Raw genomic sequence first — 17,677 nt, forward strand, 5'->3', positions numbered from 1 at the left:
TAGTTACTAAAAACTTTATTGATTACGTTTTGCTTGTTCAGTTTTCAAGGTTCATTATTTAATAGTTACAACAAGTAACTTTTTATAATTTAACATAATGTTAACTTCGTGTCAACTGTTTATGTTAATATTTTATAAGTTGTTCGTTTGTTTCGTAACAACGTGTTTAAATATATCATCATAAAATCTAGTTTGCAAGAGTTTCATTAAAGTAAAACTATTCTCATTATTTAAAATCAAGTTTCTTCTATATAATGTAGAAAATTAATGATTTAAATTTTTAGGCAGGCTCTATTTTTATTACTTAAAATTCCAAAATAGCTATGTGTTATTTTTGTTGTCAAAGCAGAAAAAGCATCTCAATTGTTAGTACCTTACCTAACAATTGAGATGCTTTTTAAGTATGTTTAACTATCTTACCCAGATGAAGTATGCAAGAAAGACAAAGAATAAACCGTACATCATAGGATGAACTTCTTTTTTACGACCTGCTAATAACATTGTAATTGGATAGAATACGAAACCAATTGCAATACCAGTAGCAATTGAATAGCCCAGAGGCATCATTAGTACTGTAAAGAATGCTGGTACTGCTATTTCAAATTTATCCCAATCAATTAAACGTAATGATGATACCATCAGTACACCTACAATTACTAATGCTGGTGCAGTAACTGCTGGCGTTACTACCGCCAATAATGGAGAGAAGAATAACGCTACTAAGAATAAAACTGCTGTTACTACAGCTGAGAAACCAGATCGAGCACCCGCAGCTACACCAGAAGTTGACTCTACGTATGCAGTCGTCGTTGATGTACCAAATAAAGAACCGATTGTTGTTGCAAGTGCATCAGCCATCAAAGCACGACCTGCACGTGGTAATTTATTATCTTTTACTAAACCTGCCTGTGTTGCCACGGCCATTAAAGTACCTGCTGTATCAAAGAAATCAACAAACAAGAACGTTAATACAACTACTAAAAACTTCACGTTAAATAGTGATTCAATATCTCCAAGTGGTTGTAGTGCGACCATGAATGTAGAATCCACACTTGGAATAGCAGAAACAACTGCCGTTGGAGGTTCAATAATACCTGTCACCATACCAATAATCGCAGTAATAACCATCCCTAAGAAAATACCAACACTGCGTAATTTAATAATTAGAATAACAGAAAGAATAATTCCGAATACCGCTAGTAATGTAGCTCCAGTAAAAGTTCCTAAAGTTACTAATGTAGCTGGACTATCTACAATAATTCCTGCACCTTGTAAACCTACGAAAGTAATAAACAATCCAATACCTGCTGAAACAGCATATTTAAGTTGCACTGGAATGGCGTTAATAACTGTTTCACGAATACCTGTTAAAGATAAAATGATAAAGATAATCCCTGAGAAGAATACACCAGTTAAACCAGTTTGCCAAGGAATACCATAAGCACCTACTACAGTAAAGGCGAAGAATGCATTTAATCCCATACCAGGGGCCAGTGAAATTGGGAATTTAGCGAATATACCCATAATCAAAGAACCAACTGCTGCAGCTAATGCTGTTGCTACGAAAACAGCACCTTTATCCATCCCCGCATTTTCTAGAATACCTGGGTTAACAGCTAGAATATATGCCATTGCAAGGAAGGTTGTAATACCGCCTATAATTTCGCGGCGATAATTAGTTCCTAATTCATCAAACATGAAATATTTTTTCATTATAAAAAAATCCTCCGTGTGGTCGCCTTCAATATCGAAAACAAAAAAGACACGCTGACTACTCTACTAGTCGCATGTCTACGATATATTTCATCACTATTAGTGTGTGAAATAAATTAGTGTTTATACATCTTTATATAAACCCAAATCGTAGTCAAGTTATTTACGGTAACTTGGTAGAAACTCACGGGCCTTATTCCCGACATTATACGACGACTTATTTAATTTACATTCGTAATATATCATTTCACATTTTAGATTTCAACCCCATTTCCGAACATTTTCATAAAATAAAATACGAAAGTTCGTGTAAAATTCTTATTTAATGTTCATGTTCTAATAAATCCTTGCTAAATTGACTAAGTACTGAACATTACATAACCCAGCAATAACTAAAAAATCCCCCAGAATTCATTCGAATTCTAGAAGATTCTCTGATTGCTCTATGTCTTAATTCATCACTTTACTTTCCAAGAGTTGAATTCTTTTTTCTAATTTTTCTTTCCAATCTTCTGCTAACGCATCCACTGCTTGTATTCGTTTCATAGCAATCGCATCTTTGTTTTTAAAGTACTCTTCATTGCCATATAAAACTGAAATACGCGCAGGATGCTTTTCAACAACTTCAATTGTTGAATCTGCACAAATTACCCCTTCTTCCAGTACGCGTGCGAGGTAGCCTGTATAACCTGTTTCAATTAAACGTTTAAGTAATGTGTTTGCCTCTGTATACCGATCAATCGTACTACATGGAATACGTCCTTGTGTAATTTGGATGATAGCATCACCTATTTTATAAATATCACCGATACAAATATCCGTTTCTAACATATTCGTTACTGTTAAGTTTTCGCCAAATGCAGCAGTAGGCAACGCTTTACCAAGTTCCTGTTCCCATTGTTGGTAATGTTCCGCAGGGTATAAACAAACTGCACGGTCAGGACCACCATGATGTTTTTTATCTGCCACATCATCTCCCTCAAAGCCATGAGATGACAAATAAACTTCTTGTATTTGTTGCTTTTCAATCCCTGTAATCATTGAACGCCCTTTGCTATCAAGCAACTCTTTCGGCATTCCAACAGCAAGTGTGTGAATCATTGGCATATTTTTCTCCATTTAAATCCCCCTAATCTAAATAGTACAATCCTTTTGCATTCATTTAGTTTACTACATACAACACTTTACCAGCAATTGTTGCTTTAACCTTGATATAATTCGAATCACACAATCTATGTATAGCCTAGAAGTGATCAAATCAAAAAACCCTAAAAATCTCTTAAGGCTTTTAGGCCAGTTGCTACTATTCCCACGCAATCATCACTGGTGGTTTAGAAGTAATGTCATACAGTACGCGGTTAACACCATTGATATATAAGGGATATACGATTTTTATCAAAACGAAAAATCAGTTCAATCAATGTAATTCTTGTCTCAAATTGTAGCAGGTGCCCCTGTATGAAGAGTTTTTTGGCACCGAATATAAAATTTAGGAGAATAATAACCGCTAGCATCAAATGAAAAAAAGAACTTCAAATAAGAAAAACATAGGGAGATTTTATTCTTCCTATGTTTTCATTCTTATTTATCTGTTTGGTCTTGCTTCTTTTTCAAATACTCCGCACGTATTTTTTCAAGTTGTTGCTTTTTATCAAATTTGACAGGCTTATGTTTTTCATGATACTTTGCCACAGCTACCTTACCTTTGGTATCCAATTGATATTTCCCCACTTTGTTCACCTACTTTTCTTGTCTTTAATGAGAATCTATTCAACAAATATAATATACCTTATTTTACTGAAGTAAACTTTATTAGTGTACTGCCTAACCTTCATCTATCAGTAAAAACATAAAAAACTTAGCAATCGCCAAATGGTATTCATTATACTTATCTTCGCAACCTTGAATTTTGACAAAAAAAACCCCTTCTAGTTACTTGTTATAAATAACTAAAAGAGGGTTTAATTTTTGAAATATAAATAGTTGCACGTTAATCACGATGTAGTTCTTAACAAACTACACTAGACATTGTTATGACTACAACCCGTTTGAATTACTGAACAGTCCTATTCCCACTCAATTGTTGCTGGTGGCTTAGATGTAATGTCATACACTACGCGGTTCACGTGTTTTACTTCGTTTACTAAACGGACAGAGATTTTCTCTAGGACATCCCATGGGATACGTGCCCAGTCAGAAGTCATACCGTCGATTGATGTTACGGCACGGATACCGATAGCATAGTCATACGTACGTGCATCGCCCATTACGCCAACTGAACGGATATCAGGTAATACCGTGAAGTATTGCCAGATGTCACGATCAAGACCAGCATTTGCGATTTCTTCACGTAGGATGAAGTCTGATTCGCGAACGATTTCTAATTTTTCTTCTGTTATTTCACCAAGTACACGGATTCCTAACCCAGGACCTGGGAATGGTTGACGCCAAACGATTTTTTCATCAAGACCAAGTTCTAATCCTAGCGCACGTACTTCATCTTTAAATAATGTTTTCAGTGGCTCGATTAATTGGAATTGCATATCTTCTGGGAGACCACCAACGTTATGGTGTGATTTGATTGTTTGTGCAGTTGAAGTACCCGATTCAATGATATCAGTGTAAAGAGTTCCTTGTGCTAAGAAATCCATACCTTCAAGTTTTGATGCTTCTTCATCAAATACATAAATGAATTCATTACCGATAATTTTTCGTTTTTTCTCTGGATCAGATACACCTGCAAGCTTGTCCATAAAACGTTTGCGTGCATCAATTTTAATAAGATTCATGTCGAAGTCTTCTGTGAATGTTTTCATTACTTGTTCAACTTCACCTTTACGGTTTAAGTTGTGGTCTACGAACATACAAGTTAATTGATCACCGATTGCTTTGTGGATTAAAACAGCCACAACTGATGAGTCAACACCACCAGAAAGTGCACATAAAACTTTTTTATCGCCTACTATTTCACGAATCTTAGCGATTTCAAGTTCAATGAAGTTCGCCATTGACCAATCGCCTTTCGCTTCACAGATATCAAATACGAATTGACGTAATAAGTCATTACCGTAAACAGAGTGACGTACTTCTGGATGGAATTGTACAGCATACAGTTTGCGTTCTACGTTAGCCATTGCAGCAATCGGACAAGATGCACTTGTTGCGATTACTTCAAATCCAGCTGGAACTTCTGTTACATGGTCACCGTGGCTCATCCAAACGATTTGCTCAGTTGGTAACTCACCAAATAACTTATTTGAAGCAGTTACTTTGATTTCAGCTTTACCATATTCACGCGTTTCTGCCCCTTCAACTTTACCGCCATTTGTATGGGCCATTAATTGCATACCATAGCAAATACCTAAGATTGGTAAGCCTAAATCAAAAATGGCTGGATCCACATGGAAAGCATTTTCATCATAAACAGAGTTTGGGCCGCCTGAAAAAATAATTCCCGCTACGTTCATATCTTTAATTTCTTCTGCAGTCACTGTATGTGGATGTAATTCACTGAAAACACCAAATTCACGGATACGACGTGTAATTAATTGGTTAAATTGGCTACCAAAGTCAAGTACAACGATTTTTTCTTGCTCTTTTATTAAAGGGCTAGCTGTCAAAATTTCCACCTCTTCTATTATTTTTTAAAGGATATTTTCATTTGTTCATAGAAAAACGCGAAGAAAGTAAAAAAACTCTCTACGCGTTCATAAGCTCTTGATTATTTATAAAGGCGAATGCGTAGCAAAGTAAAGTGATTTACTATACTTTTCACCTAACGAAAACATCCGCCTTCATAGAGAAACCATTTAAGGTGATTTCGTAGAAACATCCGAACCCTATTATCGAACTTATATGAAAGCAATCCTTGCATTTAATTTTTTTCATTTTACTCTTTGTCTAGGTTAAAATCAACTGATAGTGCGATTGATTAAATATTCCCAACTTTCTTTCAGCTTTATAAAATCAACTTCATGTTTATCCTTCCCATAAACATGCTGCTCATAAACTGCCGTCAGCTTTTGCATTTCATCTGTCTCTAGAGATGCATCTACTCGCTCTGCAAACGTATGTAACGTTTCCCCATCTCTTCTGCGCAGTCCAATACGAGATAACTGCTTCAATAAAACATGGTAAGAAGAATCGAAGTTAGACCAATCCGCTACTTTTTTGCGATATACTCGCACATGCATCTTCGGAATCCATGTTTTACGCTGTAAGAATAAAGAAATTCCACCAATAACCAGCAAAATAATGGTGATAATCCAAACATAAGTGAATTTCTTCACCCATGTCCACACCGCATCAAAGCTAAATGTTGAGTTAGACTCTTCCTTCTTTGATACCTGTTCTTGTGGTTTTGGTTGCTCTGGTTTTTTCTCTGGCTGTAACACTTCATCCTGTTCAGACGTATCTAATTGGATATCATAATCAATGTTAACATTGCCTGTAAAGCCAACGGTAGGTTCAAACTCCATCCAGCCCGTTCCAGGTATATACGCTTCCACCCAAGAGTGTGCATTGTCATTCGTAATTACATATTCACGTAGTCCGTCTGACATTGGTCCTGCAGTTCCTGGCGCAAAACCTTTAACCCATCGAGCAGGAATTCCTACTGAACGTAAAAGAACAATCATTGAAGTTGAGAAATTATCACAATACCCTATTTTTGTATCAAACAAAAATTGATCAACATAATCTTGATCTTCAGCAGGAATTGCCACTTCTGTTTTATCGTATCTAAAGCCGTTAGTCCTAAAATAATCTTCCACAGCCTTAATTTGATCGTATACAGTACCTTTATCTTGCGTTATTTCATACGCCAAGTCCCTTACACGTTGTGGAAGTTGGTTTGGTAACTGTAAAAAACGGTCAAACGATGAGTCCAATGTTTCAAGCGTAGTAGGATATGACAATTGGAGTTGATCCATACTATAGACTGGTTCACTATAAGACAACGAATAATTTGATAATGATTTTGATTCACCCACCTGCTGCTCTATTGTCATCTTTTCAGTCTGCTCATCTTGAATAAATAAAGTGGCATCTTGAGCCGAAACCGATAACAAACCATACGTTTGAATTAAAAACGGCATTGGAACAGCAATATCTAATTGAATCTGTCGTTCATTTTCAGGTGATCCCACTTGTAAAGAGGTCAGAATTGGTGTATCTGTCTCATAGACGTTTTTCCCAAAGTTCCCATCTGAAACAATCCAGCCTTTCGACGTATACGTATCTTTTGTTTCAATGCGCCAATAATGACGATCACGAGATGAGGCAGTGAAAATTAATGTATTATCTCCTTGAAACGGTCCACCTAGTTGACTATCATCTTGGCTATAACCAACTGATTTTTTACCAGTTCCACTTCCATCTTGCCCAGTAACTCCTTGGATAAACGGTACGGGATCTGCCCATGTTGGTCCCGTTTTTGGTAAAAAGAATGCTACAGAGCTGACAAGGAATACCGACACAAGCATCGGAATAACAATTTTCCATTTCTCCATTACAGTACTAGTCGTTTCAACTTGAAGCCATAGACGTTTGACAAAGAGTACACCTGTCATGATTAATCCTAGAACAATTACTTTTACAATAGCCGCTTTACCATCGTAGTCGCTAAACGTATCTAATGTGGCAATGAAGAATACCGTCATGACAAAAAAGTAGAATATATTTTTCCGCACTGAAACCCAATGGTGGATTAAATAAACGAGCATCCAGATCAACACAAGAAACAGCACTGTTCTAAAAGCATCTGATACTTGCCCAAAATCCCCTGATAGTAAAGTGGTCATATTCCCTTTCCATTCAGACAATAAGAACGGGAAAGTCTCTCCGGATAACACAGGACTCTTGCTATAAACGAAGACGACAAACCAAGTAATATAGCCAAACTTCACTAATCCCGATAATACAGGATGTACTCGGAATAAACTTAGTGCTAGAGACAGGCCTATAAAGACTAAGAAGAGATTCATTCCACCAGTATTTGTTAGTTGCATAATAGGAATAAGCCATTCCCGCAAAATAAAGAATACAATCACATAAGCAATGGTTAATTCCAAAAATTCCATTAACGATTGTTTCACGGCTTCATCACCTCCGTGAATAAATCATAAAAATCTGTTGGGTCTACATAAACAATTTGAATATGTTTATAACGCATCATAAACTCAGAATGCATAGGTGGCTGTTTTGCCACTACAAAACAAATACAGCTCTTCACTATATTCGCAAGAGTATGTAATACTTCATTTGATACATCACTTGTCACATAAAGCAATGTTGCAACTTGCTTAAAGGCTTGTTGGTCATAAAATCGGAATTTGACATTCTCTGTGGGTTTTATAGCCGCTAAATGATACATTACCTGATCTAACTGCTTCTCACCCTGTATAACTGGGAATACTTTCGTCACTTCCCCAGCGGAAATAAAAGATATATCTCCTCGTTCTTGAACGATCATCTGTAGCATAGATGCCACTAACTCCACCTTTTCTTCAAACATGGAGGATTTTTTTGCATCGAGTACTAACATTAACTCAGAAGATTGTCGATCCTCGAATTCCTTAGATTGTAAGGTCTGCGTTCTCGCAAATGATTTCCAATGAATCCATGAAAAACGATCCCCTGGAACATATTCTCTTAAGCCAACAGCCATGGATGTATCCTTTACAATGGAATATGGTGACATCATTGGACCAACATCATATTTTGTTTGAAGAGCAGTGTATTTCATCTCCCTTATCCTCGGGTAAACTAAAATAGTTTGTTCCTTTTCTGCTACGACAATCTTTTTTGCCCAGCCAAAAAAATCATAGAAAACTAAAGTAACCCCTAAGTAGCGATGTTCCCCACGAGGCATATTTTCCAAGTCATAATGCCAGCTAAATTTTTTTCTAAAGCCAACGAATTTAACAGCATTCGAATTTTGTATTTTAGCTGTGACTAATTCCTCACTATCTACAAGTTCCTCCATCATGATATATGCGAACGGAAAACGTGTTTTTCGTTCTATCGTAATAAAAACCTTCGCTGATTGCCCTCGTTCTATATGCATTGGTTCAATTTTTCGTTCTACTAATAAAATATTTTCTCTAACAATTAAGAACATTAGTGCGTACACTAAAAAAGGACTAACCGCAAAAAACACAAACCAGCTGACAAATCCGCCTTGAAACATAGCATAACAAAATGTTACAACCATCAAGAAAGTAACTAATAGGAAATGTTTACTTTTCTCTAAAAAAGCTTTCCATTGCGTCATTGTTCTGCAAACCTCTTTGTCGGAACTGGTGTTTTGGCAATAATACGCTGGATAATTTCGGCTGCTGTTACGTTATCATAGCGTGCATCTGGTTTTAACACTAAGCGATGACTAAAGACAAACGGCATTAGGTACTGAACATCATCCGGTGTAACAAAGCTACGACCTTTCATAAATGCGTAAGCTTGAGAAGCTTTCATTAGAGCTATCGTTGCCCGTGGGCTCACTCCTAAATGAACATAGCTATTTTCCCTCGTTTGGGTAGCTAGCTCCACCATATAATTTTTGACCGAGTCTTCAACATATACACCTTGAACAAGCTCCTGTAATTCAATTAATTGTGCTACAGTTAATACCGCTTCGATTTTTTCAATCGGCTTACCATTTTCAGCTCTACGCAATATCTCTACTTCTTGCCCTCTTGAAGGGTAACCCATTTTTATTTTCAATAAAAAGCGATCCAATTGCGCTTCCGGTAACGGATAGGTACCTTCGTGTTCAATTGGGTTTTGTGTGGCCATAACAAAAAACGGCTGGTTAATCATCATTGTATTACCGTCAATTGTAACTGAAGCCTCCTCCATACCTTCCAACAAGGCTGATTGCGTTTTTGGTGAAGTACGGTTTATTTCATCTGCTAGTACAACATCCCCCATGATCGGCCCTGGGCGAAATTCAAACTCCATTGTCTTCGGATTGTAAATGGAGATCCCAACTACATCCGATGGCAATAAATCTGGTGTAAATTGAATACGCTTAAACTGAGCGTCAAAAGATTTTGCAAGTGCGCGTACCATCATCGTCTTTCCAACTCCAGGTACATCCTCTAACAATACATGTCCTCTGGCTAATAATGCGACAAGGCTCAGCTCAGCAACCTCTCTTTTACCAATCATTACTTTTTCTATATTTTCTAAAATATCCTGTATTTGAGAATTCATATGTCGAAAAACCTCCCATTCCATCAGACAATTGTGTGAATTGCATGATAACTACTAACATAAGCATATCGAAATCTGTCTTGTAAAACAATTATCAGAAACTTCTTCCTGCTACTAACATTAATAAAGAAGGCTTGTTTGAATGTTATCAAACAAGCCTAAACTTTATTATATAACGCCATTATGAAATAGAATGTTACAATTTTAATCTTTTTAACCATATTTCTTCTAAAGATGTAGAATTTTCTTGTAAAAAAATATCAGCTATCGCCCCAGAAATAATAATTTTCCCTTCATGCAGAACTAATACATCCTCCGCTATTTCTTCAGCAAAAGATAGTAAGTGTGTAGAGAATATGACCGTATTTCCTTTCTCCTTTTCCTCCAACATCATATTTTTCAGCTGCGCTATCCAAAATGGATCAAGGCCATTTGTTGGTTCATCTAAGATCAGCAAAGAACCGCTGCCGAGTAAGCTTTGCGCAAGGTTTAATCGTTGTAGCATTCCCTTAGAAAACTGTTTAGCTTGTTGCTTGCGAACATCCCACAAAGAAACACGCTTCAATACTTGCTCTTGTTCATATTTATCTACTTGTTTTAAAGATGCCAACAACTCGATAATCTCAGCGGCAGTTAGCATAGTGGGGAAATGTACATCGTCAGGCATATAACGAATTGCTTGTGGTTTATGCCAGATTATATCACCGGATTTTTGCTTTTCTTGACCCGTTAATAAACGAATCAACGTACTCTTTCCAGCTCCATTACCTCCAACCAACGCTAGAATTCGACCTGAATGCAGTGTAAATGTAGCTTCTTTTAAACCCCTATCATTCTCATAGACATTGGCTACATTTTTCGCTTCTAAAAGAATCATCGTTGCCGGTCCTCCTTTAATAACTTCGTAGCAAGCATAAGCGGTAGAACGATCCAAAGTGTCGTTACGATCCCGTATATCACGTGGCCCAATGGCGACATATAAAACTTCGTTACTCCATAAAACGCTGGCCCAAGCACACTAGCTTGATTGCTGAATATAAAATAACCAAAGCGCAGCCATTCCACAGGATTTATATGTATCGTTACAATGATAAGCTTTTGTAAAACATGACCAGCTACAAACGCACCTAGCGCCATTAAAGCATAAGAAATGAGCAATAAAAAAAAGGACCATACAACAAGCGATAATGCTAATGCAAACAACTTTGTTTGGGCAAATGCCCCCAGTACAATACCTACTGATACAAAAATAAAGATACATAATAACGTAAGGATAACTAAAACAATCGGTAATCGTACGCCGCCTAAAAAACCACCTAATGCTAATACAACACCAAATGCCACTAACACCACTAATAAAAAAGCAAGTGATGTAGCTACATATTTACCTATAATATATTGCCGACGTTTCATCGGATAGGTTTTTAATAACGAATACCAGCCAGATTCTATATCACCAGCTATATTCATACTTCCAATGCTCACGATAAATAATGGCAATAGAAACAATAACACATTTAAAAATGATGCTGTTTGCCGTGTAAAGCCCTCGGTCTCAGGTAAAGCCATTTGTTGAATGACAATGATCGCTACAAAAACAAATGTAAAAAGAAAGGCTACTAGTTGCATCCAACGGCTTCTTAAAATTTGCTTCAGTTCTATTTTCACAAACATCACTCATGAATCCCCCAATTAAACGTTAGCAAATCCTGATAAGCTAGTAATTGACCATCTCCTTCATTAGTCATCCATTTTTGCGCTTCGTCTTTTGTCGCAAATGCGAGAACGCCATAGTTCATCGGAGTCCAATAATCTTTGTTGTACACAAAGGTCGCTTTATAAATGTCAATCCATTCATTGTTTGCTTTATTTTTAATATAGGCTGCACCAACTTCATCCTCACCATTTAGTTCAAGATATTCCATCAGACACCCAATATCATCAAAAATCTCGTAATCTCCATTTTTCAAAACAATTTGTCCTGCATATTCATTATGAACAATACTCATATTACAAATTTTACAAACATCTGTTTCACTGATAATCTCACGTGGTTTATATGTTCTATCGCTGCAACCTACCAAAATGGCACCGCATAAAATAACAATAGTTATCCACCTATTCATACTCGCATCCCCCTTTTCCAAAACCATAAGCCACACATTGACACCACTAAACCAATGAGCAATTGTATGCTATTTATCGAAAATGCTGTCTCTTTCATATCACTGAGCAATTTCGGTTCATTATCTACGAGTAGGTTTTGTTCTGTTTTATTAATTTGCTGATCTAGTGACGTCAGGATCATGACGCTTGGTGATGCTACAAAAAATTGATAAACTGGTTGTCTCACCATCCACTGTCCAAAGCTCGACACAGCCACGTATGGAACATCCCCGAAACCATCACCCGCAACATCTATCCCTGTATAATCATCATAAAAATTGCGAACGAGACGAAAACCTTGATGATCTGATCTTGCCGTTAATATATTTCCTGTAAACTGGTTATCGTTTACGATTGAGCCATCATCTACCTTTGTACCTTCTAATGCAGTCTGATTCATCTGAAAGCGATTTTCTTGTATTTGAATGACTGAACTTTTTTGCAACGCTACACCTACCCGATTATTTTGAAAACTATTTTTTCTTATCATTGCCTGCTGAGTATCATACATTAAAAGACCATAGCTATTGAAATCGTTATGGCTACTGACGGTATTATTGGCTATTTCTAAGTTGGTAGTCATCATGACCATAAGACCTGTAACATTATGTAAATACGTATTAAAAAGTACCTCCACACCACTTGAATACATAAAGTGTGTCCCGTAACGGCTATTTTTCACCTTGTTTCGTTGAACATTGATTTGCTTCACTTCTTCTACGTATATACCATCTTGCACTTGTTCAATAGTATTTTGTTCGATGGCAATGTCCTCACTTTTAAACACAGCAATCCCATTACCTTTTTCAGCATAATGTGACTGATTACCAACAACTCTATTTTCTAAAATTCGAACATGCTTAGAACGTTGAATATGGATACCCACTTGAACATCTTTTACCTCAATCGCTCTCAGTTCTAAATTCTCTGCTTCATGAGCAACAATTCCTTTGTTTTTTGCACGTATCATTATATTTTCTACAGAGACATTAGCAGCATGTTCAATTTTTAATACAGGATTATTATTTTGAGAATACAGCTCAACCCCTTCTTCTCCGCGCAGTATAATTGGTTTCTTCACCATGAAATTTCCTTCGTAACGACCAGCAGGAATATGAATAATATCTCCAGTTTTTGCTTGATCAATTGCAAATTGAATATCAAATTCCGCATATGCCGTTTGACTTGTAAATAGAAAAAACAAAAGGAAAAAACCTAGTTGCTTCATCACTCTTTACCTCCTCATTCAGCATGAAAAGACTAGAGGAATGCCCCCTAGTCTATGGTGTTAATGACTGTGTCCCTCTTGTTCATGATTCATCTCATTCGAATGCACGGAACCAGATTCACCATTTTCTTCCTCAGCCTTTTTTTGCATCATTTTCTTACGTCTCTCTAATGCGTCATCTGTAATTTTTTGTAGATCTTCAACATAAGCATTCGAATTTTCTTGGATATATTTATCCGCTTCAGCCTTGTCCACGAAATAAATATAGCCCCAGTTCATCGGAGATTTCAGCTCTGTTTTCACAATAGTTACATCTTCAACCTTTGCCCAATTCTTCGTAACAAAATCACGGACAAATTTTTCATTTTTTTCTTCATTAGCAACCTCTGCATTTAACAAACAGCCAATATCGTCATAAAAAGCAATGGACCCATCTGCTTTTATTGCTTGCGCTGAAAATACGCCCATCTCATGATCTTTCATGTAAACCTTCATATTACACATTTCACAAACTGTGTCTTCCTTTGGCTCTTGTAACCGTGGATCTACTAGTGAAGCAACTTGTACAGAATCTTTCATTGTTTCTGTTTCATTTTTCGTAGCCTCTTGCTCCGTTTCCTTCTCTTTATCTTGGGCTTTTTCGCTACCACATGCTGCAAGTACAAATAATAATAGTAGTGCAGGTAACCATAATTTTTTCACAACTATTTCCTCCAAATTTAGTTTTCTGTTGCCATACTCTACATTACAGATTAGTTGTGAAATTAGTTAAAAATCGCGGTGAAGTATTGGAAAAATTCTCTTGAACATTCAATGAACATCTTTACTTCAAATATTTTGAATTGAGAGCAATTCTTTCGTTCACTCTCATCAACATAAAAACTCTCCACACCCATAGATGTGGAGAGTCCGGCACTTATATGGAAGAACGGTAACTACTGAGTCGCTTCTTTTGTTTGCTTAAACGACTTAGCTTTATTGCTGTTTCATTTAAATCATGACGAATTTGTAAATCACTAGTACTATTCATATGAATAGGTGCACTATTTTTAAGTTGTTGCTGTTGTTTTGGCCCAGTAATCGTACCGTGCTTCTTCTCTTTATTTTTTTGCAAACTATTTTTAAATTGCTTTTGTGGATTTTGCCCAAAGTTATGGCTAAGATCACCAGCATGTAAATACTGATTTTCCTGCCGAAAAATACTACTTGTCGTTGCACTTACTCTAGAAGTCCTCATAAAAAGTTACCCTCCTCTTCATTTTATTATCCCTATAGGTAATACTATCGACATTATATGCTGTTACTTAACAACATAGAACTAAATAGCATAAAAAAAGAGAGAAAAGAGCTATTTTAAAAGTGAATTTCACTTTTTTATAACTCTTTTCACTCATCTTACTTCCAAAAATCATCAAATATCGTAATTGGCATATGGCGTTTATGTTGAGAACGTAAATAATATCCCTCTAATATCCGACGAGGTTCTTCAGGAATTTCCTTCCCTTCTAGGTAATCATCAATTTGATCATACGTCACGCCAAGTGCCACTTCATCTGGCAATGACGGGCGATTTTCCTCTAAATCAGCAGTTGGCACCTTCATATAAAGATGCTCAGGACATTTGAGTGCTGCTAGTAATTGTTTCCCTTGTCGCTTGTTTAAACGAAAGATTGGCATTAAATCTGCTCCACCATCGCCAAATTTTGTATAAAAACCAGTGATGGCTTCAGCAGCATGATCTGTTCCTAAAACAACTGCCCCATTCATTGCAGCAATCGAATATTGCACCTTCATACGCTCACGTGCTTTTTCGTTCCCCTTCACAAAGTCATTCAGTTCAACACCTGCATCTCCTAAGGCCATCACACTGGCATCAACAGCATTTTTTATATTTACTGTAAAGGTTTTCGTCGGCTTTATATAATCAATCGCATCCTGACAATCTTGTTCATCTGCTTGCACGCCATATGGTAAACGGACAGCAAAAAATGAGTACTTCATTTCTCCGGCTTCTGCATTTAGCTCATCAACTGCCAACTGTGTAAGTTTCCCTGTTAACGTCGAATCTTGACCGCCTGAAATACCAAGAACAAATCCTTTTACAAAGCTATAGCGTTTTGCATATTCCTTTAAAAAATCAATGGATTTACTTATTTCATCCTGCACTTTAATGTTAGGTAATACGCGTAATTCCTCAATAATTTGATGCTGTAAAGTCATTGTACCCGTCACTCCTCCTATTACATTTGCTTAACCATACTGTGTACTTCTTCAATATTCCGCATCTTATTATCCCAGCATTTTTGACTTAGATCGACTGGGTATTCTTCAGGATTCATCGCTCGTTTATATTCATCCCACAATAATTCTAAGTTTTCTGCAGCATAATCACGCATTTCCTCTAAAGTAGGATTTCGATAGTTTATTTCACCATTTTTAATCACATGCTGATGTAAATTTTTTGCTTCGAAATTTGTGACAAACTTTGATACGAACGTATGGATTGGATGGAACATTTTAATACGTTCTTCAGCTTGAGGATTTTCATCTTGCATCGTGATGTAATCTCCCTCTGCTTTTCCATTCTTTTTATCGATAATACGATAGACATTTTTTAGTCCAGGCGTTGATACCTTTTCAGCATTTGCTGAAATTTTTATCGTATCTTCCAGTTGTCCTTCGCTATTTTCGATAGCAACCATTTTATAAACAGCACCTAATGCAGGCTGATCATAAGCTGTTATGAGCTTTGTGCCAATTCCCCAAACATCTACTTTTGCACCTTGGGATTTTAAATTTAATATTGTATATTCATCTAAATCATTTGAAACAATGATTTTGGCATCAGGGAAACCAGCAGCATCTAACATACGACGAGCTTCTTTTGATAAAAAGGCAATATCTCCACTATCTAAACGTATGCCAATGAAATTAATTTTGTCTCCTAGTTCTTTGGCTACTTTAATAGCAGTTGGAACACCAGATTTCAATGTATTATAAGTATCCACCAAGAACACACAATCTCGATGACGTTTAGCATAGGAATGGAATGCATCATAATCATTTTTATAAGCTTGCACTAACGCATGTGCATGTGTACCAGATACCGGAATATTAAAAAGCTTACCTGCTCGCACATTACTAGTGGAAGCAAAACCTCCGATAAACGCTGCACGAGTCCCCCAAATAGCAGCATCCATTTCCTGCGCACGTCTTGTACCAAATTCCATAGCCACTTCATTTTTTATAATTTGTTTAATACGGCTAGCTTTTGTAGCAATTAATGTTTGGTAATTAACAATGTTAAGTAATGCCGTTTCAATAAGCTGTGCTTCTACTAACGGAGCTTCAATCCGGACAATTGGTTCATTCGCAAAAACAAGTTCCCCTTCTACCATGGAATACATATCCCCTGTGAATCGAATATTTTTTAAATACTCGATAAAGTCCTCTTTGTAGCCTACTTCCTCACGTAAATAGGTAATATCGGATTCACTAAAATGAAAATCACGTAGATAATCAAGCATTCGCTCTAACCCAGCAAATATGGCATAGCCATTACCAAAAGGTAATTTTCTAAAATATAATTCAAAAACTGCTTTTTTATTATGTATGCCATCCGCCCAGTAGGACTCTGCCATATTAATTTGATATAAGTCTGTGTGTAGCGCTAAGCTATCATCTGCATAGTTTGATCTCACAAGAAACCCCTTCTTCCGCTTTGATAATTAGTCCTAGTATACACTATATACCCAAATTCTTGCGTTTTACATTCCTTCTATTACATGTTAGGTTTTCTAACATAAATAGTCAGAAAATTTTGAACTGTTCACATTTTAGACACAACTTTTAATACCGCTTTCATTCCCTTTCTAAAAACCTTTTAATCAATATATTTCGTGAGCAGAAATATATCATGTAATAAAACCTAACACACATTTCAAAAAAACAATTGCACAGTTTTCCATACCGTTTTAACATGTAAATTAAATTTACGCAAGGAGCTGGTACAAATGAAAAAAATAGAAGCAATCATTCGTCCTGAGGTTTTTGGAGCTGTTCGGGACGGACTTGCACAGGAAGGAATAGCAGGTTTAAGCGTTTCTGAAATTGCCGGCTGTGGTCGTCAGTTAGGTAGAACGGGTCTATTTCGCGGCAATACGTATGAGATTGAATTTTTGCCCAAATTAAAATTAGAAATGATTGTGGATGACGGAAAGGTCGATGCTATCGTAGAAATATTGTTGCGTGAGGCAGCAACTGGCAAGGTTGGAGACGGGAAGATTTTCATTTATCCAGTAGAACAAGCAATTCGCATCCGCACAAAAGAAGTCGGATCGATTGCAGTAGAATAAG

The 17,677-nt window shown here is 36.6% G+C and carries 16 protein-coding genes and 2 riboswitches; of the genes, 1 reads left to right on the plus strand and 15 read right to left on the minus strand.

The features are described 5' to 3' along the window. Positions 1–411: 411 nt before the first annotated feature. The 15 genes from GJU32_RS19950 to GJU32_RS20020 all read right to left on the minus strand — a co-directional run bounded on the left by GJU32_RS19950 (position 412) and on the right by GJU32_RS20020 (position 17,022). Positions 412–1,713, minus strand: a complete 1,302-nt coding sequence (locus GJU32_RS19950) for an NCS2 family permease (protein WP_155593675.1) — start codon at positions 1,711–1,713, stop codon at positions 412–414. Positions 1,714–1,844: 131 nt separating this feature from the next. After that, positions 1,845–1,946, minus strand: a riboswitch (purine riboswitch). Between the two features lie 217 nt (positions 1,947–2,163). Beyond that, on the minus strand, positions 2,164–2,832 hold the full coding sequence (locus GJU32_RS19955) for an MOSC domain-containing protein (protein ID WP_155593676.1): 669 nt from the start codon (positions 2,830–2,832) through the stop codon (positions 2,164–2,166). Between the two features lie 462 nt (positions 2,833–3,294). Further along, entirely contained in the window at positions 3,295–3,444 is a 150-nt protein-coding gene (locus tag GJU32_RS23230; RefSeq protein WP_196426750.1) for a hypothetical protein, read from the minus strand. A 335-nt stretch (positions 3,445–3,779) separates the two neighbouring features. After that, positions 3,780–5,333, minus strand: a complete 1,554-nt coding sequence (guaA, locus tag GJU32_RS19965) for a glutamine-hydrolyzing GMP synthase (RefSeq protein WP_155593678.1) — start codon at positions 5,331–5,333, stop codon at positions 3,780–3,782. 157 nt (positions 5,334–5,490) lie between these two features. Further along, a riboswitch (purine riboswitch) is annotated at positions 5,491–5,592 on the minus strand. 32 nt (positions 5,593–5,624) lie between these two features. Beyond that, positions 5,625–7,808 (minus strand): transglutaminase TgpA family protein, encoded by a 2,184-nt coding sequence (locus GJU32_RS19970; protein ID WP_155593679.1) that lies wholly within the window; start codon positions 7,806–7,808, stop codon positions 5,625–5,627. Next, entirely contained in the window at positions 7,805–8,986 is a 1,182-nt protein-coding gene (locus GJU32_RS19975) for a DUF58 domain-containing protein (protein ID WP_155593680.1), read from the minus strand. Before GJU32_RS19975 ends, GJU32_RS19970 begins: the two co-directional genes overlap by 4 nt. After that, positions 8,983–9,927, minus strand: coding sequence for an AAA family ATPase (locus tag GJU32_RS19980; protein ID WP_155593681.1), 945 nt, complete (start codon positions 9,925–9,927; stop codon positions 8,983–8,985). Before GJU32_RS19980 ends, GJU32_RS19975 begins: the two co-directional genes overlap by 4 nt. A 196-nt stretch (positions 9,928–10,123) precedes the next feature. After that, positions 10,124–10,804: an ABC transporter ATP-binding protein gene (locus GJU32_RS19985; RefSeq protein WP_155593682.1), complete on the minus strand. Its 681-nt coding sequence runs from the start codon at positions 10,802–10,804 to the stop codon at positions 10,124–10,126. After that, positions 10,801–11,601, minus strand: coding sequence for an ABC transporter permease (locus tag GJU32_RS19990; protein ID WP_155593763.1), 801 nt, complete (start codon positions 11,599–11,601; stop codon positions 10,801–10,803). Before GJU32_RS19990 ends, GJU32_RS19985 begins: the two co-directional genes overlap by 4 nt. Then, positions 11,601–12,053 (minus strand): nitrous oxide reductase accessory protein NosL, encoded by a 453-nt coding sequence (locus GJU32_RS19995; RefSeq protein WP_230875102.1) that lies wholly within the window; start codon positions 12,051–12,053, stop codon positions 11,601–11,603. Before GJU32_RS19995 ends, GJU32_RS19990 begins: the two co-directional genes overlap by 1 nt. Continuing rightward, on the minus strand, positions 12,050–13,321 hold the full coding sequence (locus GJU32_RS20000) for a NosD domain-containing protein (protein ID WP_230875103.1): 1,272 nt from the start codon (positions 13,319–13,321) through the stop codon (positions 12,050–12,052). The genes GJU32_RS19995 and GJU32_RS20000 overlap by 4 nt, the downstream gene beginning before the upstream one ends. A 60-nt stretch (positions 13,322–13,381) precedes the next feature. Beyond that, on the minus strand, positions 13,382–14,023 hold the full coding sequence (locus GJU32_RS20005; protein WP_155593683.1) for a nitrous oxide reductase accessory protein NosL: 642 nt from the start codon (positions 14,021–14,023) through the stop codon (positions 13,382–13,384). A 214-nt stretch (positions 14,024–14,237) separates the two neighbouring features. Then, positions 14,238–14,558, minus strand: coding sequence for an NAD synthetase (locus GJU32_RS20010; protein ID WP_155593684.1), 321 nt, complete (start codon positions 14,556–14,558; stop codon positions 14,238–14,240). Between the two features lie 158 nt (positions 14,559–14,716). After that, complete coding sequence (gene nadE / locus GJU32_RS20015) at positions 14,717–15,541, minus strand: ammonia-dependent NAD(+) synthetase (RefSeq protein WP_155593685.1); 825 nt, start codon at positions 15,539–15,541, stop codon at positions 14,717–14,719. Positions 15,542–15,561: 20 nt separating this feature from the next. Then, complete coding sequence (locus GJU32_RS20020; protein WP_155593686.1) at positions 15,562–17,022, minus strand: nicotinate phosphoribosyltransferase; 1,461 nt, start codon at positions 17,020–17,022, stop codon at positions 15,562–15,564. A 312-nt stretch (positions 17,023–17,334) separates the two neighbouring features. On the opposite strand from GJU32_RS20020, the gene GJU32_RS20025 reads away from it, so the two are divergent. Continuing rightward, positions 17,335–17,676 carry a P-II family nitrogen regulator gene (locus GJU32_RS20025; RefSeq protein WP_016995352.1) on the plus strand — a complete coding sequence of 114 codons (342 nt, stop codon included), beginning with the start codon at positions 17,335–17,337 and terminating at the stop codon, positions 17,674–17,676. The last annotated feature ends 1 nt before the right edge of the window (position 17,677 follow it).

It is taken from the genome of Lysinibacillus cavernae, from assembly GCF_009724685.1.
Classification (GTDB): Bacteria; Bacillota; Bacilli; order Bacillales_A; family Planococcaceae; genus Lysinibacillus; species Lysinibacillus cavernae.

What these genes read in the sequence shown, in the direction of transcription:
- GJU32_RS19980 (WP_155593681.1), bottom strand. Translation starts at nt 9,927, where the DNA reads ATGAATTCTCAAATACAGGATATTTTAGAAAATATAGAAAAAGTAATG.
- GJU32_RS19955 (WP_155593676.1), bottom strand. Translation starts at nt 2,832, where the DNA reads ATGGAGAAAAATATGCCAATGATTCACACACTTGCTGTTGGAATGCCG.
- GJU32_RS19985 (WP_155593682.1), bottom strand. Translation starts at nt 10,804, where the DNA reads ATGATTCTTTTAGAAGCGAAAAATGTAGCCAATGTCTATGAGAATGAT.
- GJU32_RS19990 (WP_155593763.1), bottom strand. Translation starts at nt 11,601, where the DNA reads ATGTTTGTGAAAATAGAACTGAAGCAAATTTTAAGAAGCCGTTGGATG.
- GJU32_RS19995 (WP_230875102.1), bottom strand. Translation starts at nt 12,053, where the DNA reads ATGAATAGGTGGATAACTATTGTTATTTTATGCGGTGCCATTTTGGTA.
- GJU32_RS20010 (WP_155593684.1), bottom strand. Translation starts at nt 14,558, where the DNA reads ATGAGGACTTCTAGAGTAAGTGCAACGACAAGTAGTATTTTTCGGCAG.
- GJU32_RS20000 (WP_230875103.1), bottom strand. Translation starts at nt 13,321, where the DNA reads ATGAAGCAACTAGGTTTTTTCCTTTTGTTTTTTCTATTTACAAGTCAA.
- GJU32_RS20025 (WP_016995352.1), top strand. Translation starts at nt 17,335, where the DNA reads ATGAAAAAAATAGAAGCAATCATTCGTCCTGAGGTTTTTGGAGCTGTT.
- GJU32_RS19975 (WP_155593680.1), bottom strand. Translation starts at nt 8,986, where the DNA reads ATGACGCAATGGAAAGCTTTTTTAGAGAAAAGTAAACATTTCCTATTA.
- GJU32_RS19950 (WP_155593675.1), bottom strand. Translation starts at nt 1,713, where the DNA reads ATGAAAAAATATTTCATGTTTGATGAATTAGGAACTAATTATCGCCGC.
- nadE (WP_155593685.1), bottom strand. Translation starts at nt 15,541, where the DNA reads ATGACTTTACAGCATCAAATTATTGAGGAATTACGCGTATTACCTAAC.